Raw genomic sequence first — 25,555 nt, 5'->3', positions numbered from 1 at the left:
AGAAGCCGCCGCTTCGCGGAGGGGGCGGCGGGAAGCAGACCGCCGAACGATGGAAATTTCACTGGCACACGGAGTAACCCTGCTGCCCCCGGGAGTGTCAAGGCATCTTTCCCGCCTTGACAAGCACCCCAGCGCCGTAGTCACACTAAAAAATCGGGGTGCCCGCCTCACCACCCGCGCGCAATGTCGCCGCCAGGCGACGAGCCGAAACAAAAACGCCGCCCCCAGACCCAAAGCCCAGGGACGGCGTCCAAAGCAAGCAAAACTCAGGGAGCCAACCGCTCCACCTGCCACCCGTCATGAGTCCGATGGAACCGAAGCCGATCGTGCATCCGGTCCTCCCGCCCCTGCCAGAACTCGACAAAGTCCGGCCGAATCCGCCACCCACCCCAATGCGGCGGAGCCGGAATCTGCTCAACATCACCAAACCGGCGCTCAATATTCCGCAGCGCGTTCTCGAGCGCACGCCGCCCCTCGACCACCCGCGACTGCGGCGACGCCCACGCCCCGAGCTGCGACCCACGCGGCCGCTGAGCCCAGTAAGCGGCAGTCTCGTCCGCACTGACCTTCTCGACCTCGCCGCGGACCGTCACCTGGCGGTGCAGCGGGTACCAAGGGAAGGTGGCCGACGCGTAGCGCGTGGCCGTGAGGTCGTGGCTCTTCGACGACGTGTAGTTCGTGTAGAAAACCACCCCGCGCTCGTCGAGGCCCTTGCACAGCACCGTGCGCGAAGAGGGCCGGCCTTCGGCGTCGGCGGTCGCGAGCACCATCGCGTTGGGTTCCGCGAGCGCCTCGGAAACGGCTTGGCTCAGCCAGCTTTCCAGCTGGTCATGCCACGTGGCCGCGAGCGCTGACTCGTCAAACGGCGCGCTGTCGTAAGCCACCCGCATGCCAGGCAGCCGCACGACCGCCTCGTCGATCTCCGGTGTCATCCGGCCCAACCTCCGTTACCCCTGGTGAGGGTGTCGAATCACGGCTATCCAGCGACGGTATTGGGTCGCCGGTCCCGGCGAAACCCACCGAACGGTGACTCCTGCCACGCCCGGCCCGCCACCGGCCCTTAACCGCAGGACGCCGAGTTGTAACTCGGCGTTCACGGGCCGGTCCCTGATCGATACAGCCCGCACCTACCTTTCGACCTGCTCCGGCACCCGTCCCCAGTTACGGAGGCAGGTCAGATGACCGAAACTCTGTCCGAACGCGACGACACGCAAAAACCGCAACGCACCTACGCCGCGCTCGCCGCCAATGAAAACCGCGAGGACTACTCCCTGCGCTTCGCCGCGCAATCGTTCCGGCGCTGGTCGCCGTTGGTCGTCGCGACGACCGCGCTGGGCGGGATCGCCTACCTCGCCGACTTCGCCATCGGCGCCAGCATCGTGCTGTCCTACGGCTTCACCTCAGGAGTCCTCGCCATCCTGGCCGCCGCGGTAGTGATCTTCGTGACTGGTGTGCCGATCGCGCGCGCCTGCGCGACCTACGGCGTGGACATGGACCTGCTCACCCGCGGCGCCGGATTCGGCTACTTCGGGTCCACCCTCACCTCGCTCGTCTACGCCAGTTTCACCGTGATCTTCTTCTCCCTCGAAGGCTCGATCATGGGTCAGGCGTTCCAGCTGGCACTCGGCATTCCGCTGCCGATCGGCTACTTGCTGGCGACGCTGATCGTGCTGCCGTTCGCGCTCTACGGGATGGGCGCGGTCGCGAAGATGCAGACCTGGACGCAGCCGATCTGGATCGCCGGACTGGTCCTGCCGTTCGTCGTGGTGCTCGTGCGGGAACCCGGCCGATTCGCCGATTTCGCGACGTTCGGCGGCATCGAGGGAGCGGGTTCCGGATTCTCCGCGGTCGGCTTCGGTTTCGGGATGGGCATCGCGCTGTCGCTGATCGGGCAGATCGGCGAGCAGGCCGACTACTTGCGCTTCATGCCGGCGAAGACGGCGGAGAACAAGCGCTCCTGGTGGGCCGCGGTGCTCGCCGCCGGGCCAGGCTGGGTGGTGCTCGGCGCGGCCAAGCAGATCGGCGGCGCCCTGCTGGCCTTCCTCGCGCTCGGGGCGGTCGGCAAGACCGCGGCGCTGGAGCCGATCGCGCCTTATCTCGAGGCGGTGCGGCCCGCGCTCGGACCGGCCGCGCTCACCTTCGCCGCGTTGTTCGTGGTGGTTTCGCAGATCAAGATCAACACGACGAACGCGTACTCCGGCTCGCTGTCGTTCGCGAACTTCTTCTCCCGCGTAGTGCACCGCCACCCGGGTCGCGCCTGGTATGTGCTGGTCAACTGCGGGATCGCGCTCGCGCTGATGGAGTTCGGCGCGTTCGGTTTCCTGAACAAGATCCTCGGCTTCTACTCGAACGTCGCGATCGCCTGGATCGGCGCGGTGTGCGCGGACCTCGTGATCGCGAAACCGCTCGGCCTTTCCCCGCGCTACATCGAATTCAAGCGGGCTTACCTGCACAAGATCAACCCGGTCGGGTTCGGCTCCATGGTGATCGCTTCCGCGGTGTCGATCGCGGCGTACTTCGGCGCGTTCGGCGAATACCTGGCGGCCTTCAGCCCGCTGCTGGCACTGGTGATCGCCGTCGCGCTGGTGCCGGCGCTCGCGGCGGCCACCCGCGGCCGGTACTACCTGGTGCGGCCCAACCTCGTTTCCGGCCCTGAGGTCGACCAGGACCGCACCGCGACACATCACTGCTCGGTCTGCGGCGACGCCTACGAACTGCCGGACATCGCCGACTGCGCCAACCAGGGCGGCGCGATCTGCTCGCTGTGCTGCACACTCGACAGCAGCTGCCACGACATGTGCCGCACAGCTGGCCCGGTCTCATTGCCCGAGCCGACCTTCCGCACCGCCGGATAAACCGAGTCTCGACGCGGTCACCACGTCCGGACCGACCGCGGTCGTCAACGTGCCGCCCGCGGCGAGCGGCGTCCGCGACCACCACGGTCCGGACTTCGCTCGCCGCGGCGGGCCGCCGAACTCGATCTCCGTCACCAGCACCCGGTGCCCCGCCAGCACCGCGAGGCTCGCGTCCAAGGCAGGGTCGCCGACGATCTGCGTCTGCCGCAGCGCCGAGACGTCGCCGCAGGTCACATGCACTGTCGACGACAACCGGCCCGGACGTTCGCCTTCTCGGCCGAGCACGAGGACTTCCCGGGTGTGGAACCACGCATCAGCAGCCAGGCCGGCGCGCAGCACGGCGACGTGGTCGGCGCGGGCGGTGACGACGGTCGGCTCTGGCAGGTACTCGAACGAGCCACCGTCCTCGACGACGATCTCCACGGTGGACAAACTCGGCACCTCGCGCAGACCGGGCAGCGCGAGGGTCGCCGCGACGCCGGAAAGCGTCAGCTCCGCACCAGGCCCGACCTGGATCTCGAGCCGCAGCTCATCGCCGCCGAGAGGTGCGGTAGCTGAGTTGACCAGGTGCACCACCGCGCCAGGGCCGCGCTGCCGACGCGGGACGAGCGTCAGCGGTGCCATCGACTTCAGCTCTCGCAGCACCGTCCGCCCGTCGTCGAGGGCGGCGACCAGGCGTGCGTGCGCCTTCACCCCTGCCGGACCGGCACCAGCGAGCGCACCCAGTCCGCGACGGCGGGAGCGTCCGGAGTGTCCACTAGGGACTGGGCGAACACCGGCAGGTCGCCGCGCATGTGGTGGGCGTCCGAGGTCATCACGGTCAGGTCGGCGCCGACCAGCGGGGCGAGGTCCGTTTTGTTGATCACCAGCAGGTCGGCCGTCGTGACGCCGGGGCCGCCCTTGCGCGGTACCTTGTCCCCGCCCGCGACGTCGACCACGAAGATCTGGCTGTCGGCGAGTCCTCGACTGAACACCGCGGTCAGGTTGTCGCCGCCGCTTTCCACGATGACCAATTCCAGGCCGGGGAACTTTTCCTCCAGCTTTTCCACCGCGTCGAGATTCGCGGTGATGTCGTCGCGGATCGCGGTGTGCGGGCAGGCTCCGGTCTGCACGGCTTCGATCCGTTCCGGGTCCAGAACGCCTGCTCGGCGCAGGAAGTCCGCGTCCTCGGTGGTGTAGATGTCGTTGGTGACCACGGCCAGGTTGTATTCGGCGCCCAGCGCGCGGCACAACGCCGCGGTGAGCGCGGTCTTGCCGCTGCCGACCGGGCCGCCGATGCCGATCCGGTACGCCCGCCCGGCGGTCGGCGCCGCGTCGTAATGGTCCGGTTCGGCGGCGGTCGGGTCGAAGTTGACGGCGTGGAAGTGCCCGTGACCGTGTTCAGCTGGCAAAGAGACGCACCTCTTCCTGGTGATGCCGAGCGTGTTCCTCGGCGAACAAATCCAGCGCCGGCGACGCTGGAGCTGGCAAATCGGCCGGTTCCGCACCGGCGGTCTCGGCGGCCTGCTCGCTCACTTCGCGCAATGGCCCGGCAAGCCGCGCGACCACCGCGTTCACGGCGAACGGGTCCAGCCCGAGCAGGCGTACGGCCGCGCTCGCCGGGCCGCTCACGGCGAGGTAGGCGACCGCCATGGCCGCGTCGAACGCACTGCCGCCGCCGATGCCGACGAGCGCGCCGCTGATGATCGGATGATGCGGGCGCGGGGTTTCGGCCAGCAGTTGCGACAGCACTGGTGACGACCACGCGACACGGCCGGATCGTGCGGTGCCCCGGCCCTGCGCTCGCGACGCTTCCCGTTGCGCGAGCGAGGGTGTGCGGGCGTCGAGTTCCTGATCGAGCCGTCGCCAATGGACACTCTCGACGGTTCGAGCGGCGGCATGCGCTGAGGCAGCGGCGAACGCGGCGGCGAGCAGTCCCGCGGTACGCAACCGTCCAAAGAGGAATCCCGGCAAGTCGCGTTCGGACCGGACCAGGCCGCGTGCCGCCACCTCTTCGAGGCCGCCGGAATGCACGTGCCCGCCGCCCGGGAACCGAGAGTCGGCGAGGATGAGTGCGACTGGGTCCATCAGAACAAGAAATACCGTTGTGCCATGGGCAATTCAGCCACCGGATGCGGTTCGATCAGCTCGCCGTCCACGCGCACCGCGAAGCTGTCCGGATCCACGCGTACCGCTGGGGTCGCGTCGTTCAGCACCATGTCTGCCTTCGTCCGGCGGCGGGTATTCGCGACCGGCACCAAGGGCCGGGCGATGCGGAATCGTTCCGACAACCCGGATTCCAACGCTTCCGGGGCAACGAAATGCAGACTGGACGCGGCCGCTACGGCTGGCGCGGCACCGAACATCGGCCGCGCGAGCACCGGTTGCGGAGTGGGGATCGAAGCGTTCGCGTCCCCCATCGCCGCGTACGCCGGGAACCCGCCCTTCAGCACCACGTGCGGGCGGACGCCGAAGAATTTCGGTTCCCACAGCACAAGATCGGCGAGTTTTCCGATCTCGACCGAGCCGATCTCCGCGTCCATTCCGTGCGCGATCGCCGGGTTGATCGTGTACTTCGCGACGTAACGCCGGGCGCGCAGATTGTCGGCCGCACCGTCGCCGGGAAGCGCGCCACGGCGGCCCTTCATCACGTGCGCGGTCTGCCAGGTCCGAATGATCACCTCGCCGATCCGCCCCATCGCCTGCGAATCGGAGCTCATCATCGAAATCGCACCGAGGTCGTGCAGCACGTCCTCAGCGGCGATCGTGCTCGGCCGGATCCGGCTTTCCGCGAACGCGAGGTCCTCAGGCACCGACGGGTTCAGGTGATGGCACACCATCAGCATGTCGAGGTGCTCGTCGAGGGTGTTGACGGTGTGCGGCCGGGTCGGGTTCGTCGAGGACGGAAGGAAGTTCGCCATCCCGGACACCTCGATGATGTCCGGCGCGTGCCCGCCGCCTGCCCCCTCGGTGTGATAGGCGTTGATCGACCGGCCGCCGATCGCCTCCACAGTGGACTCCAGGAACCCGGCCTCGTTCAACGTGTCGGTGTGGATCGCGACCTGCACACCGGATTCGTCCGCGACCGTGAGACAAGCGTCGATCGCAGCGGGCGTCGACCCCCAATCCTCGTGCAGCTTGAACCCGCCCGCCCCGGCAGCCAGTTGCTCCCGCAACGCCTCGTGCCGGACAGTATTTCCCTTTCCCAGCAGCAACACATTCACCGGCAGACCGTCCATTGCGGACAGCATCCGGCCGAGGTTCCAGGAACCGGGAGTCACCGTGGTCGCCTTGGTGCCCTCGTTCGGCCCGGTGCCGCCACCGACCAAAGTGGTCAGTCCGGCCGCGAGCGCGGTGTCCACCAGTTGCGGGCAGACGAAATGCACGTGACAGTCGATGCCGCCCGCAGTGAGGATCTTCCCGTTGCCCGCCAGCACTTCCGTGGACGGACCGATCACCAGCGCCGGATCGACCCCGTCCATCGTGTCCGGATTACCCGCCTTCCCGATGCCGACGATCCGGCCGTCGCGAACACCGACGTCCGCCTTGACGACACCCCAGTGGTCGAGAATCACCGCGCCGGTGATCACCAGATCGGGCGCGCCTTCGGCACGGGTGGCCATGCCCTGGCCCATCGACTCGCGGATCACCTTGCCGCCGCCGAAAAGCACCTCGTCGCCGCTGCCGCCGGGACCCATCGACCGGTCCTCGGTCACCTCGATCAGCAGGTCGGTGTCCGCGAGCCGGATCCGGTCGCCAGCGGTCGGGCCGAACAACTCGGCATAACGGGCACGGTCGATCTCCGGCATCAGAACTCCCCGGCATATTCGGCGCGCAGCCCCGGCACCCGCCGGTTTCCGCTGAGCGGCACCAGATCGACCTCCCGGTCGATGCCCGGCTCGAAGCGCACGGAGGTCCCGGCAGGCACGTCGAGCCGGTGCCCGCGAGCCGCTTCGCGGTCGAACTCCAGGCCGGGGTTGACCGCAGCGAAGTGATAGTGCGACCCGACCTGCACCGGCCGGTCGCCGAGGTTGCGCACGCGCAGCCGGACCCGGGCGCGACCCGGATTCAGCGGCACCGGCTCCTCGCCGGGAATGATCTCGCCTGGCCGCAAGAATTCCTCCTCAACCGATCGGTTCGTGCACCGTGACGAGCTTCGTGCCGTCCGGAAAGGTGGCTTCCACCTGGACGGAATCCACCATTTCCGGCACCCCGTCGAGCACTTGCGCCCGCGTGAGCACGGTGCGCCCGCCCGCCGCCAATTCACTGACCGTGCGCCCGTCGCGGGCGCCTTCGATGACGTAGTCGGTAATGAGCGCGACGGCTTCGGGGTGATTGAGCCGGACACCGCGTTCGAGCCGTTTGCGAGCAACGTCCGCCGCGACGTGGACCAGCAGTTTGTCGCGTTCCTGCGGGCTCAGGTGCATGGCCAAGGTCTACCACCGGAGGGCGCGCTCCGCCTGCTTCGGAAACGCAGTGTTTACGTAGCGCGGACCGCGCGAGTTCGCCGAAGTCGAAAAGAATTCGGACAAGCCGGAACGCACTGGGGAGGATTCCGCAATTCCACCCGGAAGCGGCCTGCCACTCCCCGGAGCACGCCTGGTGCCCGCCGCGCTCACCGAGCGTGACCTCCGGCCGCCCGGCAAGCCGGGATTCACCTCCCGTCCACCGGGGTACCAGTCTGCGGCCACCTCACTGGACGGGAGAAAGTCTCGTCCCCGGCTCACCTGGACTGAATCGTTCTCGTAATCGTGACCGAAACCACGACTTCTTCCGTTGCCCCGGCCGGGCAAAGGGAGCATGGTTTGTCCCACCGTGCGATGAGGCGCGCAAGGAGCCAGCGTGTATCCCGTCCGCGCGTGCACAACACAGCCGGGGAATGCGCATCGAAAGGGTTCGCGAAGAGTGACTACCTCCACGATCAGCACAACCAACGAAGCCGACGACGGGTTCCGGCCCGGGCTCGAGGGCATCGTCGCGTTTCGGACCGAAATCGCCGAACCCGACCGGGACGGCGGTGCACTGCGCTACCGCGGCGTCGACATCGAGGACCTCGCCGGGAAGGTGACCTTCGGCGACGTATGGGGCCTCCTGGTCGACGGCCGGTTCGGGCACGGGCTTCCGCCCGCCGAGCCGTTCCCGCTTCCGGTGCACACCGGCGACGTGCGGGTCGACGTCCAGGCCGCGCTCGCCATGCTCGCCCCGATCTGGGGCTACCGTCCGCTGCTCGACATCACCGACGAGGAAGCGCGCGACCAGCTCGCCCGCGCTTCGGTGATGGCGCTGTCCTACGTCGCGCAGTCCGCGCGCGGCATCGGCCAGCCCGCGGTGCCGCAGTCGCGGGTCGACGAGGCGAAGTCGATTACCGAGCGGTTCATGATCCGCTGGCGCGGCGAACCGGACCCGGCGCACGTCAAGGCGGTCGACGCGTACTGGGTTTCCGCCGCCGAGCACGGCCTCAACGCCTCCACCTTCACCGCGCGCGTCATCGCTTCCACCGGGGCGGACGTCGCGGCGTCGCTGTCCGGCGCGATCGGCGCGATGTCCGGCCCGCTGCACGGCGGGGCTCCGGCGCGCGTGCTGCCGATGATCGAGGAGGTCGAGCGTTCGGGTGACGCCCGCGCGCTGGTCAAGGGCATCCTCGACCGCAAGGAGCGGCTGATGGGCTTCGGCCACCGCGTGTACCGCGCGGAGGACCCGCGCGCCCGCGTGCTGCGCCGCACCTGCAAGGAGCTGGGCGCCGAACGCTACGAGGTCGCCGCCGCGCTGGAGCAGGCCGCGCTGGCCGAGCTGCGCGAACGCCGTCCGGACCACCCGATCGAAACGAACGTCGAGTTCTGGGCCGCGGTGATCCTGGACTTCGCGAAGGTGCCGCCGCACATGATGCCGGCGATGTTCTCCTCCGCGCGCACCGCCGGCTGGGCGGCGCACATCCTGGAGCAGAAGCAGACCGGCCGCCTGGTCCGTCCGTCGGCGAAGTACGTCGGCCCCGGCCCGCGCACGCCTTCCGAGGTCGAGGGCTGGAACCTCATCTCGCAGGCCTGAGCCGTTTGTCCGTGAAGGGCTCCTTGAGGGAATCTGATTCCCTCAAGGAGTCCTTCACGGCGTTTTGGCCAGGTGCGCGTCGGTGGCGGCGAGCATCGCGGTGAGCTGATCGACGAGCCAGCCGTCCAGCGTTTCGCGCGGGACGGTGCCTTCCTGCAGCCACGACAGCAACGCGCCTTCGACCACGGCGGTCCAGCAGCGCAGCGTCAGCAGCACCAACGGCGACGGCTCGGGGATCGGCAGCGCTTCCAGGATCAGCTCGACGGCCCGGTTGCGGACCTCGTCAATCGCCGCGTCCGTCTCTGAAGTCGCGATCACCGAACCGCTGCGCAGCAACGCAACGTAGCCTTCGCGGTAATGCGCGGCGACATCGACGAGACCGCGTACGGCCGCGCGCAGCCGTTCTTCCGGCGGCCCTTCTTCAAGCGTCGCGAGCCGATCGACAAGGCCGTCGGTGACCGTCCGCAACGCCTGCATTTGCAATTCCCGCAGGCTCGGGAAATACCGGTAGAACAACGGCCGCGACACCTCGGCGCGCGCCACGATGTCGTCCACCGTGACCAATTCCGGGGCCCTGGTGCCGAACAGGTCCAGCGCCGCCGCGATGAGGTCGTCCCGCCGGGCCTGCGCGGTCATCCGGCGCGGACGGCTCACGGCGTGACGTCCAGTTTCGCAGCCGCCCGCAGCAAACCCGGAGTCAGTCGCGAAAGGACCAGCGCGACCTTCGCTTCCGGAGTGGACGGTTGGATCGCGACGTTCTTCTCCACCGCGCGCAGAATGTCGCGAGCCACTCGCTCCGGACCGAAATTGCGCCGCGCGTAGAGCTTCGACGATTCCTTCTGCCGCCGCTTCTCCTCGACCTCGTCGACGCCGACGAACTTGGTGGTGCTGGTGATGTTGGTATTCACCAGTCCCGGACACACTGCCGTGACACCGATTCCCTCGGCCGCCAGCTCCGCGCGCAAACCATTGCTCAGCGCGAGAACAGCGGCCTTCGTGGTGCCGTAAGCGGTGAGAATCTTTGACGGCAGGTAAGCCGCCGCCGAAGCGAGGTTCACGATCTGCCCGCCCTCGGCGCGTTCCTTCATCATCGGCGCGAACGCGCGGCAACCGTGGATCACACCCCACAGGTTGACGTCCACGACCTTCTCCCAGTCCTCGATCGTCGTGTCGAGGAACGGGCCGGACATGCCGATCCCGGCGTTGTTCACCACGATGTCCGGCACGCCGAACTCGTCACGCACCTGCTCGGCGAACCGGGCGACCGCCTCGCCGTCCGAAGAATCCACTGTGTACTCACCGGCGTCGACTCCGCGTTCCCGCACCAGTTTCGCGGTCTCCGCGGCCGAATCGCCGTTGATGTCGCTGACGACCACGTCCGCGCCCTCGGCCGCGAACGCCAGCGCGGTCTCCCGGCCGATCCCGCTGCCCGCACCAGTAATGACCACGAGACGGTGCGCAAAGCGACCGCTGGAGCCGCCAACCCGAGCACGCCGCAGCGCGCGGGTTTCCTCGCCGGTTTCCACCGAAGCAATCAGTTCAGCAGCCGCAGAAGCGACCACTGCGGGTTTAGTCCGGGTGATCCAGTGCGACCCGATCACGCGCCGGACATGCAGATCCGGCACCCAGCGCTCGACCTCGGTCTGCAGCGGCGCGGTGACGTACGAATCGCCGGTCGGCGCGAGCACCTGCACCGGGATGTCCGCCGGACGCGGCTGCGGCCGGGACAGCCGCGGGCCCATGTTCGCCCGGTACAGCTTCAGGCCGTGCACGCCGTCGGACGTCTTCGGCGACGTTTCGGCGGGCTCCAGCTTCCGGATCATCGTGCGCATGATTCCGGTGCGCCACAACAGTTCCGGGATCAACGGCACCTGGAACGCGACGATGTAGTACGAGTGCAGGAACTGCCGCAGCGCGTGTCCGAGACGACGCGGCGTCGGCCGGGTCAGCTGATCGCGGAACCACGCGCCCGCGTGATCGAGGCTGGGCCCGGAAAGCGAGGTGTACGAGGCGATCCGGCCACGCAGCTGGTCGCCGGTGACCGCGTGCCAGGCCTGGATCGAACCCCAGTCGTGCGCGACGAGGTGGACCGTGCCGAACGGTTGCACCTCGTCGACCACCGCGGCGAGGTCGTCGGCGAGCTGGTCCAGCCGGTACGCCCGGCGCGCTCGCGGTTTGTCGGATTCGCCCGCGCCGCGCACGTCGTAGACGACCACGCGATGCTCGCGGCGCAGCTCCTCGGCGACGCCGTCCCACATCGAGCTGTTGTCCGGGTACCCGTGCACGAGCACGACCGTGGGCCCGTCCGGGTTGCCGCTCACCCGGACCGAAAGGCGGACTCCGTCGCTGGCAGTCACCTGCTTGTGAGACATCTTGTCATGTTAGACAACTTGTCAACAGCGGGTCGCGTGGTTCCACGGGAAACCAGCGTGTCCACCGTTCGGTGGACAGCCGGATTCCACTGCCCGGACGTCCCGCTGACCGGCCTCCGCGGCGCACTCTTGACGGCATGAGCACAGCAGTGCGAGTGCGCGGACTGCGCAAGGAGTACCCGGGCCACCTCGCCGTGGCCGGGATCGATCTCGACATCCACGACGGCGAGGTGTTCGCCCTGCTCGGGCCCAACGGCGCGGGCAAAACGACCACCGTCGAGATCCTGGAGGGGCACCGGCAGCGGACGGCGGGGGAAGCCGCGGTCCTCGGCGAGGACCCGGGTACCGCGGGACGCGCGTGGCGCGCCCGCCTCGGCATCGTGTTGCAAACGGCGACCGACGCTGCGGAACTGACCGTCGCGGAAACCGTGCGGCACTTCGCGAAGTACTACCCGAACCCGCGGGATCCGGAAGAGGTGATCGACCAGGTCGGCCTCACCGCGAAGGCGGGCGCGCGGGTGAAGTCGTTGTCCGGCGGGCAACGCCGCCGCGTGGACGTCGCGCTCGGCATCGTCGGCCGTCCGGAACTGCTGTTCCTCGACGAGCCCACCACCGGATTCGACCCCGAAGCGCGGCGGCAGTTCTGGGGACTCATCGACGGGCTCGCCCACGAGGGCACCACAATCCTGCTGACGACGCATTACCTGGACGAGGTCGAGGCGCTGGCTGACCGGCTCGCCGTGCTCGCCCGCGGTTCGGTCGTCGCGGAGGGGACGCCGGCGACGATCGGCGGCCGCGAACGCGCCGAGGCCGTCGTGCGGTGGCAGGACGACCGCGGCAGTCACGAGGAACGCACGCAGTTCCCGACGAAGCTCGTCTCGCAACTCGCTGGCGCGCAAGGGGAACTCGCCGGCCTCACCGTGACGCGTCCCAGTCTGGAAGACGTCTATCTCGACCTGATCGGGGAAAAACCGTGACCACGACCATGGCCGTGCCGGGCACGTTCAGCCTCGGCCTCGCCCGCGGCGCGCTCGAACTGCGGCAGTTCTTCCGCAACCGCGAGCAGGTGGTGTTCACCTTCTCGCTGCCCGCGGTGCTGATGATCCTGCTCGGCTCCATCCTCGACGGCCCGACCGCGCAGACCGGGGTGTCGTCCGGGCAGCTGCTCGCCGCCGGGATGATCGGCGCGGGCATCGTGTCGACTTCGTTCAACAGCGTCGGCATCGGCATCGCCGCGGACCGGGAAATCGGTGCGCTCAAACGATTGCGCGGCACGCCGATGCCGGCGGCGGCCTACTTCGTCGGCAAGATGGTGATGGTCGCGGTGACCAGCGTGGCGCAGACCGTCCTGATGGCCGCGGTGGCGATGCTGATGTTCCACCTCGAACTGCCGTCCGACCCGGCGAAGTGGCTGACCCTGCTCTGGGTGCTGCTGCTCGGGATCGTGTCCTCGACGCTGCTCGGCATCTCGATCAGCTCGGTCGCCCGGTCCGCGGCCGGAACCGTGGCGCTGGTGCAGCTGGTGTACTTGGTGCTGCAGTTCATCTCCGGGGTGTTCGTCACGCCGATCACGCATCTGCCGAGGATCATGGTCGACGTCGCGTCGTTCTTCCCGCTGAAATGGATCTGCCAGGGCTTCCGCTCGGTGTTCCTGCCGCCGGAGGCCGCGACCCAGGAAATGGCGGGGACATGGGAGCTTCCGAAGGTGGCGCTGGTGCTGGCGGTGTGGTGCGTGGTGGGCCTGGTGCTCGCGAGGGTGACGTTCCGGTGGACGAACGAAGCGAAGTGACCCAGGACGACGCGTGGCAGCGGTCGTTCTGGTCTTGGGAAGTGCTGTTCGCGGTCGCCTACGCGGCGACCGCGGTCCTGGTGCTCGTCAACGACGGTTCGGCCACCGCGAAGATCGTGGCCGAAGCCGCGCTGGGCACGATCGCCGTCGGGTATCTGGCCGTGGGACGGCGCGTCGTGCACGGCGAGGACAACGAGACCACTCGCGTCGTCGCGGCGGTGGCGCTGATCGCGTTGAGCGCCACCGCCATTCTCGCGACCACCACGGCGAGTTTCGTGCTGTTCGTCGCCTGCCCGCTGGTGTTCATGCTGCTGGAGCTGCGCCCCGGGATCGTCGCGACGACGCTGCTGATCCTGCTCGAACCCGTCTCCGCGGTGCTGAGCGGCGGCTGGGACAACGGGTTGCTGTCTGTCCTGCTGCCGATGACGGCGATCCTCATCGTCTTCAGCGTGCTGGCCGGGAAGTTCACCAGCGACGTACTGCGACAAAGCCGCGCCCGCGCCGAACTGATCCGCGAACTGGAATCGAGCCAGGCCGAGGTCGCCCGGCTGTCGCGCGAAGCGGGCACCGCGGCCGAACGAGAACGGCTGGCGCGGGAAATCCACGACACGCTCGCCCAGGGGTTCACCAGCATCATCACGCTGACCCAGGCGATCGAGTCCGAACTGGACACTGATCTGTCCACGGTGCGCAAACATCTCGCGCTCGCCCATCGCACCGCCCGGGAGAATCTCGCCGAAGCCCGCGCGATGGTCGCCGCGCTCGCACCGTCCGATTTGGCCACTGGCTCGCTGCCGGAAGCGGTGCAGCGTCAAGCAGATCGGCTCGCCGAGGAACTGAGCATTCCGGTTGAGTGCGAAGTGGACGATGCTTTGCCGCCACTGTCCACTGCGGTCGAAGTGGTGCTGCTGCGCGCGGCGCAAGAAGCGCTGTCGAACGTGCGCAAGCACTCGGGTGCGACGCTCGTCCGCGTGCGGCTGTCCGCTGTGGACGGAGCGATACGGTTGCGGGTAGCGGACAACGGGTGCGGCTTCACCCCGGATGCAGACGGAAGCGGATTCGGGTTGCGCGGCATGCGTTCGAGGGCCGAGCAGGTGGGCGGTGCGCTGGAAGTGCGGACCGGCGCGAACGGCGGCACCGAACTGGAACTGGAGGTGCCAGCGTGATCACGATCATGCTCGTCGACGACCATCCCGTGGTGCGCGAAGGGCTGCGCGGCATGCTCGAAGCCGAGGAAGACCTCACGGTGGTCGGCGAAGCCGGTTCCGGCGACGAAGCGGTGGCGCTCGACCGCGTGAAACAACCCGACGTCATCCTGATGGACCTGCGCATGCCGGGCCTCGACGGCGTCGGCGCGATCCACGCGATCCTCAAGGAGACGCCCGGCCGCCGGATCGTCGTGCTCACCACTTACGAGACCGACGCGGACATTCTGCGCGCAGTCGAGGCGGGCGCGTCGGGATACCTGCTGAAGGACGCGTCGCGCACCGAATTGGCCGGTGCGATCCGGGCCGCGCACCGCGGCGAGACCGTGCTGGCGCCGTCGGTCGCGGGCAAGCTCGTGCACCGGATGCGGAACCCGGAGCCGGCGTCGCCGCTGTCCGCGCGCGAGGTGGAGGTGCTGCGACTGGTCGCGAAGGGCCACACCAACGCCGAAATCGGCCGCGAGCTGCACATCGGCGAGGCGACAGTGAAAACGCACCTGCTGCGGGTGTTCTCGAAGCTCGGCGTTTCCGACCGCACCGCGGCGGTGACGACGGCCCTGGACCGGCAACTCCTCGGCTGAGCCGCCCGGGCAGAATGACACTCATGCTCGACTCCACCGAACTCGCCCTGTACCGACGGCTCGCGCAGGAGCAGTCCGTCAGCCGCGCCCCGTCCCTGCTCGCCGCTGTCGTGCGGGGCGGCGAGGTCGTCTGGTCCGGAGCCCGCGGCCGCGTCGGCGACCAGCGCCCGGACGACGACACGCAGTACCGGCTGGGGTCGATCACGAAAACGATGATCGCGACCGCCGTCATGCGGCTGCGCGACGAGGGCAAACTCGACCTCACCGACCCGCTGGAACGGCACCTGCCGGGCACCGCGTTCGGCTCGGTCACCATCGCGCAACTGCTGTCGCACACCTCCGGCCTCACGTCGGAATCGCCTGGCCAGTGGTGGGAACGCGCGCCCGGCGCGGACTGGGCGGCGCTCGTCGCGAGCCTGGAAAAGGGCGCGACGAAGCTGCGTCCCGGCTCCAAGTTCCACTACTCGAACGTCGGCTACGGCGTCCTCGGCGAACTGGTCGCCCGGCACCGCGAGCGGCCCTGGTACGACGTCGTGCGCGACGAAATCCTTACCCCGCTGGGCATGAACCGCACGACCCCGCACCCCGAAGGCGCGCACGCCGAGGGATTCGCCGTGCACCCGTTCGCCGACGTGCTGATGCCCGAGAAGTGGCCGGACGCCGGCGCGATGGCCCCGGCGGGCCAGCTCTGGTCCACGATCACCGACCTCGGCCGCTGGACGTCGTTCCTCGGCGGCCACACCGGCGGCGTGCTGTCGGAGGCCACGGTCGACGAAATGCGGACGATGAACACCGTCGACGACACCGAGGTGTGGTCGACCGGGTTCGGCCTCGGCCTGATGGTCGTGCGCTACCAGGGCAGGCACCTGGCCGGGCACACCGGCTCGATGCCCGGCTTCCTGGCCGCGACCCTGGTCGACCCGCGCAGCGGCACCGGCGCGCTGTGCCTCGCGAACTCCACCGGCGGCGTCGGCATCACGCAGCTGTGCCTTGACCTGCTCACCACCGCCGACGACCTCGAACCCGCGCTCCCCGACGAGTGGCTTCCGTCCACTGTGGACCCGGAACTGCTCGCGCTGACCGGCCTGTGGCACTGGGGCCCGTCGCCGTACTTCCTGCGCGTGCAGGGCGACGGCCTGATCTCACTGAACCCGGCCGTCGGAGCCGGACGGGCGTCGCGCTTCCGCCCCGAAGGCCCGGACACCTGGATCGGCCTGGACGGCTACTACGCGGGCGAAACGCTCACCGTCGGCCGCGCCGCTGACGGGACCGCGAACCACCTGAACCTGGCGACGTTCATCTTCAGCCGCACCCCGTACGACCCGGCCGCGCCCATTCCCGGCGGGCTGGACGAGGACGGGTGGCGCTGAGTCACCCCGCTTCGGCCTGGACGCCGGGTTCTTCGACGTCCAGGTCAGGCGCTCGCCCGGCCGGGGACAACCACGCCTTCGCGTAGAAACCCTGGCCGGTCAGGCCCACCGGCACCTCGCCCGGCCACGACGTTCCACAACCGCTGGTGCTCGACGCCATCCCCACCAGCCCGCGCTTCCAAGGCCTGGGCCAAGCCCACCCCAGTTTTGCTCTGTCCGCGGCCTGGCTGGGCCGAGCCCACCCCCGCCCTCCTCTGGGGGGCTGCCCATGCCCATTCTACCGGCGCGACCCGACGAAACCGGCGCGTAGAGCGTGCGGAGGCCGGCTACTCCACAACCGGTGACGGGTGTGGACAACCTGCTCCGGGACGCAAGAACGCAACCCCGTCCAAAAACAACGCAGCCCCGTCCAGAAACCTGGGCGGGGCTGCGCCGTCTCCCACGCGTGAGGGCCGCGCGGCTTCCAGCGCGATGCCCCGAGAAGCAGCCGCCGAGAACCGCGCTCTAGAAGCAGCAGGCACCGCCTCCTGAGTCTCCCGTATGCGGCTCCGGCAACGGCTCCCCGGCGTTCGCATCCCGCCGATCTCCACCGCGACCCGGCCTCGCGCGTCCGGCTCGTCCAGCCGCAGCCGTCCGGTCCGGCGGAGTTCGCGCGCCTGCTCCGGCGGGCAGGCGAGCAGCGTCAGGTAACCGCGCGGACGAACCGTGACCCGCAGCAGGCTCGGCGGCTCCTGGCCGTAATCCCACTGAGTGGTGTCCCCGTCGAGTCTCGCGCGGACCTCGCGCAGTGGTCCCTTCGGCCGCACCCGCGCCGGTCGGCTCCACGGCCGCCACCACCACAACGAGCCGATGACGAACGCGGCGGCGAGCACGAGCACGAAAACCGCCGAGCCGATCTCGCCCGAGTCCGGCGGCTCCATGACCAGGGCTCCGGCGAACAGCCCAGCGAGAGCGACCGAAAGCCCGAACACCGCGGGCGCGGCCAGCCGCCGCGGGAGCGACCACCGCGGCCATCGCGGCACGAAAACCAGCACCAGAGTCGCGGCCAGCCCGACCGGAAGGCCGATCAGCGCAGTCGAGTCCCACGGGTGCACCAACGCTGTCAAGGCGAAGAGCGCAACCCACCCCCAGTGCGGCCGGTAACCGTGCGTTTCCGTCACGGTTCCACATGTCGGACACCCGCCAACCGCCGTTACCTGCGTTGTCCCGACCTGAGAGACTTAGCTCATGACCGACGCTGAGTTGACGATCCCAGCAGACCTCAAGCCGGCCGACGGCCGCTTCGGCTGCGGACCCTCGAAGGTCCGCGAAGAGCAGCTCGCCGCCCTCGCCCGGTCCGGTTCCACCTACCTCGGCACCTCGCACCGGCAGAAGCCGGTCAAGTCGCTCGTCGGCCGCGTGCGCGCCGGGCTGTCCGAGCTGTTCTCGCTCCCGGACGGCTACGAGGTCATCCTCGGCAACGGCGGGACGACCGCGTTCTGGGACGCCGCCGCGTTCGGCCTCGTGCGCGAGCGCGCCCAGCACTTCACCTACGGCGAGTTCTCCTCGAAGTTCGCGACCGTCACGAACAAGGCCCCGTTCCTCGGCGAGTCGATCGTGGTGAAGGCCGACCCGGGCAGCGCGCCGGAAATCGCCTATCAGCAGGGCGCGGACCTCGTCGGCTGGGCGCACAACGAAACCTCCACCGGTGTCGCGGTGCCGGTGCGGCGTCCCGAGGGCAGTGACGGCGCGCTGGTCGCGATCGACGCGACGTCCGGTGCCGGCGGCCTTCCGGTCAAGGCCGAGGACTTCGACGTCTACTACTTCGCGCCGCAGAAGTCGTTCGCGTCCGACGGCGGGCTGTGGATCGCGCTCGCCTCGCCCGCCGCGATCGAGCGGATCGGCGAGATCGGCGGCGGCGACCGCTGGATCCCCGAATTCCTGTCGCTCACCACGGCGCTCGACAACTCGCGCAAGGACCAGACCTACAACACCCCCGCCGTCTCCACGCTTTTCCTGCTCGCCGAGCAGATCGAGTGGATGAACGGACAGGGCGGCCTCGACTGGACCACCTCGCGCACCAAGGAATCCTCGACCCGGCTGTACGAATGGGCCGAGAAAACCTCGTACACCACGCCGTTCGTGACGAACCCGGACCTGCGCTCGCAGGTCGTCGGCACGGTCGACTTCGCCGACGAGGTGGACGCGGCCGCGGTCGCGAAGGCGTTGCGCGCCAACGGGATCGTCGACACCGAGCCGTACCGGAAGCTGGGCCGCAACCAGCTGCGCGTCGGCCTGTTCCCGGCGATCGACCCGGACGATGTCACGAAGCTCACCCAGAGCATCGAATACGTCGTGGAACGCCTGGGCTGAACCAAAACGCCCAAACCGCCCCGCCTGCCGCCCGGCTCGCGGGGCGGTTCGCGTTGACGACCACTCGTTCGTGACACACCGTGGTCGGCGTGTCACGGCGGTAACCGATCAGCGGGACCACGAAAATGGCCGGGAAAGTGTCGTCGGATTGAGTTCGGATGGGTGAGGCGTCGGCGCGCCTCGCACGTCAAGCCGACGCGCCGTTCTAACGTGGGCACCCACAAAGGTGAACACCGGGGAGGCGAGAAATGCGGGCGTTGCGGGTGGTCGGGCTGCACGAGGACGGGAAGTCCCTCGTGCTGGAGGACCCGGCGAGCCGTACCCGCTTCCTGCTCCCGGCCGACGAGCGACTGCGTGCGGCGGCGAGGGGGGACATAGCCCGGCTGGGCCAGATCGAGATCGAGTTGGAGAGCCAGATGCGGCCACGCGAGATCCAGGCGCGAATCCGCGCGGGCGAGTCCGTCGAGCAGGTCGCGAGCAGCGCGGGCGTCTCGACGCAGCGGGTGGAGCGATTCGCTTATCCGGTGCTGCTCGAACGGTCCCGCACGGCGGAGCTCGCGCAGTCGGCGCACCCGGTCCGCGAGGACGGGCCCGACGTCCAGACGCTCGGCGAGGTCATCGCCTACGCCTTCGGCGTCCGCGGGCACGACTACAACCAGGCAAGCTGGGACGCCTGGCGCGGCGACGACGGCAAGTGGGTCGTCGTGCTGCGCTGGAAAGCCGGCCGCTCCGACAACCGCGCGCACTGGTCGTTCTCGCCCGGCGCACACGGCGGAACGGTGCACGCGCTCGACGAGAACGCGGAAGTCCTGCTGAACCCGAACTCGTACGTGGCCCCGCGCACCGTGCGCGCGCTGGCCCCCGCTCGCGATTCGGTGGTGCAGCCGACCCTCGACGCCGTCGAGGAACCGCGCGCCATCGAGGGCCCGGACGAGGGCGACGACGAGACCCGCGAGATCCCGCGCGTCCCGGGCGAGTCCGACGGCGACGAAGCCGAGCAGCCGCGCACGAAGGCGAAGAAGAACCATCCGATCGTGCCGTCCTGGGAGGACGTGCTGCTCGGAGTCCGCACCCAACGCGGCTGACCTGGCTGGACCGCTTCAAGCGCCCCAATGTGGCATTGGGTGCATCTCACGCACCCAATGCGGCGTTCGGTGCATCCCACGCACCCAATGCGGCATTCGGCGCGTCCCACGCACCCAATGCGGCATTCGGCGCGTCCCACGCACCCAATGCGGCATTCGGCGCGTCCCACGCACCCAATGCGGCATTCGGCGCATCCCACGCACCCAATGCGGCATTGGGGCTTTCGTCGTAGCGCGGGCGTGCGACGGGTTCGCGGTCGCGATGCTCGCCGGGGCGATGCGGAGCACCCGCTGACGAGCCGGGCCGCGATGGCGTCGCTTCCGCAGAAGTACTTGAGGGGAACCCTGAGGGAATCTGATTCCCTCAGGATTCCCCTCACGGACCTCGGGCGCGAGCTGGGATCACGCGTCCAGCAACGCGGCCAGTTTCTTCGGGGCCACGTGCCGATAAGCCTCACGCACGATCTGGTCGATCTCCGCCCAATCAACATCCACGTCGAGCCGCACCCCGAGCCACCCGTGCACCCCGACGTAGGGCGGCCGGAAAAACCGCTCCGGCTCGGTACGCACCAATTCCTCCTGCACCCCGGGCGGCGCGGGGCACCAGAACGCGACCTTGTCGTCGTGGTGCCGGTCGGCGAACATCACGAACGTCTTGCGCCCGCGAACGAACCACGTCGGTTCGCCATGGCTGAGCCGTTCGGTGACTTCGGGCAGGGCGAGGCAGAGGGCGCGCAGCTTGTCGAGCGGAGCCATCGGGTCAGTATCCGCGAGTCAGAACACCGTGGCCAGCACGCCAATCCACGCGAGCACCAACCCGCCACCCGCGCCGTACACCGCCCAGCGCAGGATCGGCACCTTCCGGCCCAGCCACAACGACGGCGCAACCCCGCCGGTCACCACCAGCGACGCGATCAACGCGAGCCACGTACTCGTCTCCCGCGCGAGCGTCCCGGCCAGGGCGAGCATCGCCACGATCACCACAACAGCCGCGAAAGCCGAGACCGTCAGCCCGGTGAACCAAGGCGTCGGCTCCTCCGGAGTCGCAGCCCGCGCGGGCTGATCCGGCCGCGGCGGCGGCTCGACCACCGTCTCCGTCCCGGTCACCGGGTCGACAAAGCGCACCTCGGTGCCCATCACCGCGGCCAAGCGCGCAGCAAGCTGGCGGCCGCGCTGCGACACGACCGAGCCGGCGGCGTCGGCGTCTGCCTCGGAACGCGTCACCGCCGACGCGACGCGCGCCCACTCGTGCAGGTCCTGCGCCAGGTCGGCGCCGATCGCGAGCCGGCGCGGGTCGACCTCGCGCGCGTGTTCGCCGCCCGGCCCGGCCAGCACCGCCTGCTCGCCGCGGATCCGCAGCTCCATGGTGCCCCTCCCCGCAAGAAACGTGCCGGGGGTCACTCTAGTGGGGCGGCCCCCGCCGAGACTTCGTGGAACGCGATCGCCGCGGCCGTGGCGACATTCAGCGAGTCGACGCCGGGCACCATCTCCACGCGGACCGCGACGTCCGCGGCCTCGATCGCCTCGTCGGTCAGCCCCGGCCCCTCCGCGCCGAGCAGCAGCGCGACCGGGCCCGGCACCTTCTCGCGCAATCCGCGCAGCGGCACGGAATCCGCCCGCGGAGTGAGCGCGGCCACCGTGAAACCCCGTGCCCGCAGCACATCCAGCCCGCCGGGCCAGCTGTCGAAGGTCGCGAACGGGACGCGCAGCACGTGTCCCATCGAAACCCGCACACTGCGCCGGTAAAGAGGGTCCGAACAACCTGGACCCAGCAAGATCCCCCCAACGCCGAGCGCGGCCGCGTTGCGGAACAGCGCGCCGAGGTTTTCGTGGTCGCCGACGCCTTCGAGCACCGCCAAAACCTGTGCGCTGTCCACGATTTGGGAGACCGTCGGCGGTTCCGGACGGTCCGCGACCGCGAGCACGCCGCGATTGAGGTGGAACCCGACCACGTCGGCCATCGTCTCCGCCGACGTCACATACGCGGGCACGTCGACGGCCGCGAGTTCGTTTTCCAGTTCCCGCAGCCGTCTCTCCACGCCGAGCAGCGCTCGCACCTGATAGCGCGAAGCAAGCAGCCGCCCGACCACGACGGTTCCTTCGGCGATCACCAGCCCGCGCCCGCCGGGGCGGTCCGGGCGACGGTCCGCTGTGGACAGGTCGCGGAAGTCGTCGAGCCCCGGATGCGCCCGGTCCTCGGTGAAGATCAGTTGAGCCACATCGGACAGTCTCGCACCCGCCCGAACCCGTGCCCATTGGTCCGAACGCGCGAGGAGCTTTAGGGCAAACGGCGTAGTTACGCGCAGGGTCAACCTCCGGTGACGGAGAGCACCAGTTTGGCCGCTAGCCCATCGCCACCCGCTGTGCGACGGTGGTCTGCCTGGCGTACTAGCCGCCTAGACCACTGCGGACAGCAGCCAAGGAGCGCGTCGAACAATGGGTACGGATCTCTCGGCACACCCCGGCCGGCTTGACCGCGGACGGTACCGCCGGAAGGTCCAGCGATGCCTGGACACCCTGGCGCGGATGCTCACCGACGGCAGTTTTTCCTTTCCCCGCAAGAACATCGGCCTCGAAGTCGAGCTGAATCTGGTGGACGGGCAACTGCGTCCGTCGATGACGAACTCGGTCGTGCTGGAGGCGCTCGACGACGACGCGTTCACCACCGAACTCGGCCAGCACAACCTGGAACTCAACGTTCCCCCGCGCCCGCTCGCCGGGGATTCCGCGCTGCAACTGGAAGAAGATCTGCACGCCTACCTCGCGAAAGCCGGGGAAAGCGCGGCCCACACCGGCTCGACGGTGGCCATGATCGGCGTTCTTCCGACGCTGCGGCCGGAACACTTCGACCAAAAGTGGCTTTCCCACAAAACGCGCTATTCGTCGCTGAATGACGAGATTTTCGCCGCGCGCGGCGAGCGGATCGCGCTCGCGATGGACGGGCCCGCGCTGCCCGGGACCCAGCCGGAACGACTGAGACACTACGCGGAGTCCATTCTCCCGGAGGCCGCCTGTACTTCGGTCCAATTACATCTGCAGGTGGCCCCGGAGGAATTCGCGGCGCACTGGAATGCCGCGCAGTGCCTGGCCGGCGTGCAGATCGCGGTCGCCGCGAACTCTCCTTTCCTGCTGGGCAAGGCGCTGTGGCACGAAACCCGGATCCCGTTGTTCCAGCAGGCCACCGACACCCGGCCGGAGGAGCTGAAAAACCAGGGCGTCCGGCCGCGCGTGTGGTTCGGCGAACGGTGGATCACGTCGATCTTCGACCTGTTCGAGGAAAACGTCCGCTATTTCCCCGGCCTGCTGCCGGAGACTGATCTCGAGGACCCGATCGAGGCGCTGGAATCCGGGCAGGCGCCGAAACTTTCCGAACTGCGGCTGCACAACGGAACGATTTGGCGATGGAACCGGCCGGTGTACGACGTCGTCGACGGCCTGCCCCACCTGCGCATCGAAAACCGCGTGCTGCCCGCCGGCCCGACGGTCGCCGACATGGTGGCCAACGCGGCGTTTTTCTACGGCGCACAACGCGCACTGGCCGAGCAGGAGCGGCCGGTCTGGTCGCAGATGTCGTTCCAGGCAGCGGAAGAAAACCTTTACGAGGGCGCGCGGAAGGGCTTCGACGCGCAGCTGTACTGGCCCGGCATCGGCTGGATTCCGCCGGACGAGCTGGCGTTGCGCGTGCTGCTGCCGCTGGCCCACGAAGGCCTGCGCCGGTCGGACGTCTCCGACGAAGCCCGGGTGCGCTACCTCGGCATCATCGAACGCCGTTGCCTCGCCCGTCGCAGCGGCGCGACCTGGCAGCGGGACTACGTGCTGCGCGCGCACGAACGCGGAGCCGACCGCGAAACCGCGCTGAACTGGATGCTGCGGCGATACCTCGAGCTCTCCGCCGACGGCGAGCCGGTGCACACCTGGACGCTCGACGACTGAGCCGTTTCGCGCGGTCCCCTAGAGTGTTTCGCACCGGAAGGGGGTGGCGCGCGTGCCGAAGGTGCTGGGCGGTTCGCTCGAAGCGCACCGCCGCGAAGTGCGGTCACGGGTGTTCGACGTCGTCCGCGCGCAGCTGTACGAGCGCGGGTTCGACGCGATCACGCTCGCCGGTGTCGCCGCGGAGGCCGGGCTCGGCCGCACCGCGATGTACAACCACTTCCCGGACAAGGAAAGCCTGCTCGTCGCCTTCGTGGAGGACGAGGCCGCGCGGTATGTCGAGCGGTTGCGCGCGGCGGTGGACGCCGAAGGCGACCCGGTCGCCCAGCTGGCCACGTTCGTCCGGCTGCAGCTGCGCGTGCTGGCCGAACACCATCTCCCGCCGGGCACCGCGCTGGAGTCCGCGCTCGCGCCCGCGGCGTATCAGCGGATCAGCGCGCACGCCGACCCGATCATCGAACAGCTGCGCTCGGTCCTGCTCGCCGGAGTCGATGCGGGCAGCTGGCCCGCGCAGGACCTCGACGTGGTGGTCCCGATGATCACCGCCGCGCTCGGCAGCCGCCAGGTCATCGATGTGCCCGCTGACCAGCTGGAAGACGCCATTGAAGCCGCCGTGCGGTTCGTCCGCCGGGCGGTCGGTTCGAGTGAAAACGGCTGATTTTAGGGTAGCCTAAGTGCGGGTTGTGGCCTACAGTTCTTTCTGACAGCTTGTCATAAAGAACGTCGGAGGCCTTTGATGACGGTGACCGCGGACCTCGAAGCCAGCCCGTTCTCCGGACAGCTGCGCGCGTCCACGAGGACAGTGCACGACAAGGCCAACCACTCCACGTACATGAACGCGCTGCTCGGCGGCGAGCTGACGCTGGCGGGCTACGCGGCGCTCGCCACCCAGTACTACTTCATCTACCAGGCCATCGAGCGCGCCGGCGACGCGATGGCAGGCGACCCGGTCGGCGGCGAGTTCGTGTTCGAGGAGCTGCGCCGGCTGCCCGCGCTGGAACGCGACCTCGCCCGGCTGGTCGGCCCCGGCTGGCGCACCGAGATCGCCCCGCTCGCCGCCACTGAGGCCTACACCGCGCGGATCGCCGAGGCGGCGCGCTGGTCCGGCGGCTTCGTGGCGCACCACTACACGCGCTACCTCGGCGACATCGCCGGCGGCCAGATCATCCGGCGGCTGCTGGAGAAGAAGTTCGACCTCGCCGAGGCGGGCACGCTTTTCTACCGCTTCGACGAGATCGGCAGCGCCCCCGCGTTCCGCGACCGCTACCGCGCGAAGCTCGACGAGGCGCCGTGGAGCGAGGACGACCGCGCCCGGGTGATCGACGAATCCGTGGTCGCGTTCGAGCACAACGTGGCGGTGTTCGACGAACTGGCCCGCGACCTCGATCGGTACCGCGATCCTTCCGCATGACCCGGGTCACAGCGAGTTGACCTCTACCTAGCTTGAAGTACGACGCTCGGTTTCAGAAGGCTCCCGCACGGGAAGCCGCCAAGCAAAACCGCGCGTCGACCAGAAGGAGGGCCCATGGCCCGGTACGAGCTGCCCGAACTCGATTACGACTACGGCGCTCTCGCGCCCTACATTTCGGGCGAGATCAACGAGCTGCACCACAGCAAGCACCACGCGACCTACGTCAAGGGCGCGAACGACACGCTGGACAAGCTCGCCGCCGCGCGCGAGGCGGGCGATTTCGGCTCGATCGTGGGCCTGGAGACGACGCTGGCGTTCAACCTGGCCGGGCACGCCAACCACGTGGTGTGGTGGAAGATCCTGTCGCCGGAGGGCGGGGACAAGCCGACCGGCGAGCTGGCGGCGGCGATCGACGAGGCGTTCGGGTCCTTCGACAAGTTCAAGGCCCAGTTCACCGCCGTGTCGACGACGATCCAGGGCAACGGGTGGGGCGCGCTGTCGTGGGACCCGATCGGCAAGACGCTGATCACCCAGCAGCTGCGCGACCACCACAACAACCTGATCCTGCCGACCACGCCGAT

At 69.1% G+C, this 25,555-nt stretch carries 27 protein-coding genes; 13 read left to right on the top strand and 14 right to left on the bottom strand.

Annotated elements, in window-relative coordinates:
- Positions 1-266: 266 nt before the first annotated feature.
- Positions 267-932, bottom strand: coding sequence for a pyridoxamine 5'-phosphate oxidase (gene pdxH, locus ACWDNU_RS38130; RefSeq protein ID WP_449672425.1), 666 nt, complete (start codon positions 930-932; stop codon positions 267-269).
- A 246-nt stretch (positions 933-1,178) separates the two neighbouring features.
- Between pdxH and ACWDNU_RS38125 the strand changes: the two genes are divergently transcribed.
- The gene (locus ACWDNU_RS38125) at positions 1,179-2,855 is read left to right on the top strand and encodes a purine-cytosine permease family protein (RefSeq protein WP_449672424.1); all 1,677 of its coding nucleotides are present in this window, start codon (positions 1,179-1,181) and stop codon (positions 2,853-2,855) included.
- Here ACWDNU_RS38125 and ACWDNU_RS38120 read toward each other — a convergent pair.
- From ACWDNU_RS38120 to ACWDNU_RS38095, 6 genes are read right to left on the bottom strand one after another with little or no spacing between them, the layout of a single operon-like run.
- Positions 2,820-3,548, bottom strand: coding sequence for an urease accessory protein UreD (locus tag ACWDNU_RS38120; RefSeq protein ID WP_449672423.1), 729 nt, complete (start codon positions 3,546-3,548; stop codon positions 2,820-2,822). The two genes, ACWDNU_RS38125 and ACWDNU_RS38120, sit on opposite strands and share 36 nt — an antisense overlap.
- The gene (ureG, locus tag ACWDNU_RS38115) at positions 3,545-4,246 is read right to left on the bottom strand and encodes an urease accessory protein UreG (protein WP_370933825.1); all 702 of its coding nucleotides are present in this window, start codon (positions 4,244-4,246) and stop codon (positions 3,545-3,547) included. Before ureG ends, ACWDNU_RS38120 begins: the two co-directional genes overlap by 4 nt.
- Positions 4,236-4,922 (bottom strand): urease accessory protein UreF, encoded by a 687-nt coding sequence (locus ACWDNU_RS38110; RefSeq protein WP_449672422.1) that lies wholly within the window; start codon positions 4,920-4,922, stop codon positions 4,236-4,238. The genes ureG and ACWDNU_RS38110 overlap by 11 nt, the downstream gene beginning before the upstream one ends.
- Complete coding sequence (locus ACWDNU_RS38105; protein ID WP_449672421.1) at positions 4,922-6,643, bottom strand: urease subunit alpha; 1,722 nt, start codon at positions 6,641-6,643, stop codon at positions 4,922-4,924. The genes ACWDNU_RS38110 and ACWDNU_RS38105 overlap by 1 nt, the downstream gene beginning before the upstream one ends.
- Positions 6,643-6,948 (bottom strand): urease subunit beta, encoded by a 306-nt coding sequence (locus ACWDNU_RS38100; protein ID WP_037715807.1) that lies wholly within the window; start codon positions 6,946-6,948, stop codon positions 6,643-6,645. The genes ACWDNU_RS38105 and ACWDNU_RS38100 overlap by 1 nt, the downstream gene beginning before the upstream one ends.
- A 10-nt stretch (positions 6,949-6,958) precedes the next feature.
- Complete coding sequence (locus tag ACWDNU_RS38095; protein ID WP_370933822.1) at positions 6,959-7,261, bottom strand: urease subunit gamma; 303 nt, start codon at positions 7,259-7,261, stop codon at positions 6,959-6,961.
- 478 nt (positions 7,262-7,739) lie between these two features.
- Here ACWDNU_RS38095 and ACWDNU_RS38090 point away from each other — a divergent pair, with 478 nt between their 5' ends.
- Positions 7,740-8,879 (top strand): citrate synthase 2, encoded by a 1,140-nt coding sequence (locus ACWDNU_RS38090; protein ID WP_449672420.1) that lies wholly within the window; start codon positions 7,740-7,742, stop codon positions 8,877-8,879.
- 54 nt (positions 8,880-8,933) lie between these two features.
- Here ACWDNU_RS38090 and ACWDNU_RS38085 read toward each other — a convergent pair whose 3' ends face one another.
- A complete protein-coding gene (locus tag ACWDNU_RS38085; RefSeq protein ID WP_116203364.1) occupies positions 8,934-9,515 on the bottom strand; it encodes a TetR/AcrR family transcriptional regulator in 582 nt (193 codons plus the stop codon).
- A gap of 14 nt (positions 9,516-9,529) precedes the next feature.
- On the bottom strand, positions 9,530-11,236 hold the full coding sequence (locus ACWDNU_RS38080; RefSeq protein ID WP_449672426.1) for an SDR family oxidoreductase: 1,707 nt from the start codon (positions 11,234-11,236) through the stop codon (positions 9,530-9,532).
- Positions 11,237-11,388: 152 nt separating this feature from the next.
- Between ACWDNU_RS38080 and ACWDNU_RS38075 the strand changes: the two genes are divergently transcribed.
- From ACWDNU_RS38075 to ACWDNU_RS38055, 5 genes are read left to right on the top strand one after another with little or no spacing between them, the layout of a single operon-like run.
- Positions 11,389-12,228, top strand: a complete 840-nt coding sequence (locus ACWDNU_RS38075; RefSeq protein ID WP_449672419.1) for an ABC transporter ATP-binding protein — start codon at positions 11,389-11,391, stop codon at positions 12,226-12,228.
- On the top strand, positions 12,225-13,040 hold the full coding sequence (locus ACWDNU_RS38070; protein ID WP_370933819.1) for an ABC transporter permease: 816 nt from the start codon (positions 12,225-12,227) through the stop codon (positions 13,038-13,040). Before ACWDNU_RS38075 ends, ACWDNU_RS38070 begins: the two co-directional genes overlap by 4 nt.
- A complete protein-coding gene (locus ACWDNU_RS38065) occupies positions 13,019-14,206 on the top strand; it encodes a sensor histidine kinase (RefSeq protein ID WP_449672418.1) in 1,188 nt (395 codons plus the stop codon). The genes ACWDNU_RS38070 and ACWDNU_RS38065 overlap by 22 nt, the downstream gene beginning before the upstream one ends.
- Positions 14,203-14,826 (top strand): response regulator, encoded by a 624-nt coding sequence (locus tag ACWDNU_RS38060; RefSeq protein ID WP_449672417.1) that lies wholly within the window; start codon positions 14,203-14,205, stop codon positions 14,824-14,826. The genes ACWDNU_RS38065 and ACWDNU_RS38060 overlap by 4 nt, the downstream gene beginning before the upstream one ends.
- A gap of 23 nt (positions 14,827-14,849) precedes the next feature.
- Complete coding sequence (locus tag ACWDNU_RS38055) at positions 14,850-16,196, top strand: serine hydrolase domain-containing protein (protein WP_370933816.1); 1,347 nt, start codon at positions 14,850-14,852, stop codon at positions 16,194-16,196.
- 1 nt (position 16,197) lies between these two features.
- On the opposite strand, the gene ACWDNU_RS38050 is transcribed toward ACWDNU_RS38055, so the two are convergent.
- Both ACWDNU_RS38050 and ACWDNU_RS38045 read right to left on the bottom strand, forming a co-directional pair.
- The gene (locus tag ACWDNU_RS38050) at positions 16,198-16,356 is read right to left on the bottom strand and encodes a hypothetical protein (RefSeq protein WP_449672416.1); all 159 of its coding nucleotides are present in this window, start codon (positions 16,354-16,356) and stop codon (positions 16,198-16,200) included.
- Between the two features lie 166 nt (positions 16,357-16,522).
- Positions 16,523-17,302, bottom strand: coding sequence for a hypothetical protein (locus ACWDNU_RS38045; protein WP_449672415.1), 780 nt, complete (start codon positions 17,300-17,302; stop codon positions 16,523-16,525).
- Between the two features lie 121 nt (positions 17,303-17,423).
- On the opposite strand from ACWDNU_RS38045, the gene serC reads away from it, so the two are divergent.
- Positions 17,424-18,548, top strand: coding sequence for a phosphoserine transaminase (serC, locus tag ACWDNU_RS38040; RefSeq protein ID WP_377876178.1), 1,125 nt, complete (start codon positions 17,424-17,426; stop codon positions 18,546-18,548).
- A gap of 248 nt (positions 18,549-18,796) precedes the next feature.
- On the top strand, positions 18,797-19,633 hold the full coding sequence (sepH, locus tag ACWDNU_RS38035) for a septation protein SepH (protein ID WP_344288370.1): 837 nt from the start codon (positions 18,797-18,799) through the stop codon (positions 19,631-19,633).
- Between the two features lie 402 nt (positions 19,634-20,035).
- On the opposite strand, the gene ACWDNU_RS38030 is transcribed toward sepH, so the two are convergent.
- Genes ACWDNU_RS38030 through ACWDNU_RS38020 form a run of 3 tightly spaced genes read right to left on the bottom strand, consistent with a single transcriptional unit; the run spans position 20,036 to position 21,852 of the window.
- Positions 20,036-20,389, bottom strand: coding sequence for an MmcQ/YjbR family DNA-binding protein (locus ACWDNU_RS38030; RefSeq protein ID WP_449672414.1), 354 nt, complete (start codon positions 20,387-20,389; stop codon positions 20,036-20,038).
- An 18-nt stretch (positions 20,390-20,407) separates the two neighbouring features.
- Complete coding sequence (locus ACWDNU_RS38025) at positions 20,408-20,998, bottom strand: DUF2537 domain-containing protein (protein WP_449672413.1); 591 nt, start codon at positions 20,996-20,998, stop codon at positions 20,408-20,410.
- A gap of 32 nt (positions 20,999-21,030) precedes the next feature.
- Positions 21,031-21,852 carry a TrmH family RNA methyltransferase gene (locus ACWDNU_RS38020; protein WP_449672412.1) on the bottom strand — a complete coding sequence of 274 codons (822 nt, stop codon included), beginning with the start codon at positions 21,850-21,852 and terminating at the stop codon, positions 21,031-21,033.
- Between the two features lie 217 nt (positions 21,853-22,069).
- Here ACWDNU_RS38020 and ACWDNU_RS38015 point away from each other — a divergent pair, with 217 nt between their 5' ends.
- From ACWDNU_RS38015 to ACWDNU_RS38000, 4 genes are all read left to right on the top strand, one after another.
- Entirely contained in the window at positions 22,070-23,566 is a 1,497-nt protein-coding gene (locus ACWDNU_RS38015) for a glutamate-cysteine ligase family protein (RefSeq protein ID WP_449672411.1), read from the top strand.
- A gap of 52 nt (positions 23,567-23,618) precedes the next feature.
- Positions 23,619-24,221, top strand: a complete 603-nt coding sequence (locus ACWDNU_RS38010) for a TetR/AcrR family transcriptional regulator (RefSeq protein ID WP_370933808.1) — start codon at positions 23,619-23,621, stop codon at positions 24,219-24,221.
- A 78-nt stretch (positions 24,222-24,299) separates the two neighbouring features.
- A complete protein-coding gene (locus ACWDNU_RS38005; RefSeq protein ID WP_449672410.1) occupies positions 24,300-24,974 on the top strand; it encodes a biliverdin-producing heme oxygenase in 675 nt (224 codons plus the stop codon).
- 114 nt (positions 24,975-25,088) lie between these two features.
- Positions 25,089-25,555: superoxide dismutase (locus tag ACWDNU_RS38000; protein WP_449672409.1), on the top strand; the 467-nt coding region annotated here is incomplete at its 3' end.

Source organism: Amycolatopsis sp. NPDC003676 (assembly GCF_053587275.1).
This window is presented reverse-complemented; position numbering and strand designations above follow the sequence as displayed.

Excerpts from the sequence above, each read along its gene's own strand:
- ACWDNU_RS38075 (WP_449672419.1), top strand. The coding sequence starts at position 11,389 with ATGAGCACAGCAGTGCGAGTGCGCGGACTGCGCAAGGAGTACCCGGGC.
- ACWDNU_RS38050 (WP_449672416.1), bottom strand. The coding sequence starts at position 16,356 with ATGGCGTCGAGCACCAGCGGTTGTGGAACGTCGTGGCCGGGCGAGGTG.
- ACWDNU_RS38085 (WP_116203364.1), bottom strand. The coding sequence starts at position 9,515 with ATGACCGCGCAGGCCCGGCGGGACGACCTCATCGCGGCGGCGCTGGAC.
- ACWDNU_RS38030 (WP_449672414.1), bottom strand. The coding sequence starts at position 20,389 with ATGGCTCCGCTCGACAAGCTGCGCGCCCTCTGCCTCGCCCTGCCCGAA.
- ACWDNU_RS38055 (WP_370933816.1), top strand. The coding sequence starts at position 14,850 with ATGCTCGACTCCACCGAACTCGCCCTGTACCGACGGCTCGCGCAGGAG.
- ACWDNU_RS38095 (WP_370933822.1), bottom strand. The coding sequence starts at position 7,261 with ATGCACCTGAGCCCGCAGGAACGCGACAAACTGCTGGTCCACGTCGCG.
- ACWDNU_RS38005 (WP_449672410.1), top strand. The coding sequence starts at position 24,300 with ATGACGGTGACCGCGGACCTCGAAGCCAGCCCGTTCTCCGGACAGCTG.
- ACWDNU_RS38110 (WP_449672422.1), bottom strand. The coding sequence starts at position 4,922 with ATGGACCCAGTCGCACTCATCCTCGCCGACTCTCGGTTCCCGGGCGGC.
- serC (WP_377876178.1), top strand. The coding sequence starts at position 17,424 with ATGACCGACGCTGAGTTGACGATCCCAGCAGACCTCAAGCCGGCCGAC.
- ACWDNU_RS38015 (WP_449672411.1), top strand. The coding sequence starts at position 22,070 with ATGGGTACGGATCTCTCGGCACACCCCGGCCGGCTTGACCGCGGACGG.
- sepH (WP_344288370.1), top strand. The coding sequence starts at position 18,797 with ATGCGGGCGTTGCGGGTGGTCGGGCTGCACGAGGACGGGAAGTCCCTC.
- ACWDNU_RS38025 (WP_449672413.1), bottom strand. The coding sequence starts at position 20,998 with ATGGAGCTGCGGATCCGCGGCGAGCAGGCGGTGCTGGCCGGGCCGGGC.
- pdxH (WP_449672425.1), bottom strand. The coding sequence starts at position 932 with ATGACACCGGAGATCGACGAGGCGGTCGTGCGGCTGCCTGGCATGCGG.
- ACWDNU_RS38105 (WP_449672421.1), bottom strand. The coding sequence starts at position 6,643 with ATGCCGGAGATCGACCGTGCCCGTTATGCCGAGTTGTTCGGCCCGACC.
- ACWDNU_RS38125 (WP_449672424.1), top strand. The coding sequence starts at position 1,179 with ATGACCGAAACTCTGTCCGAACGCGACGACACGCAAAAACCGCAACGC.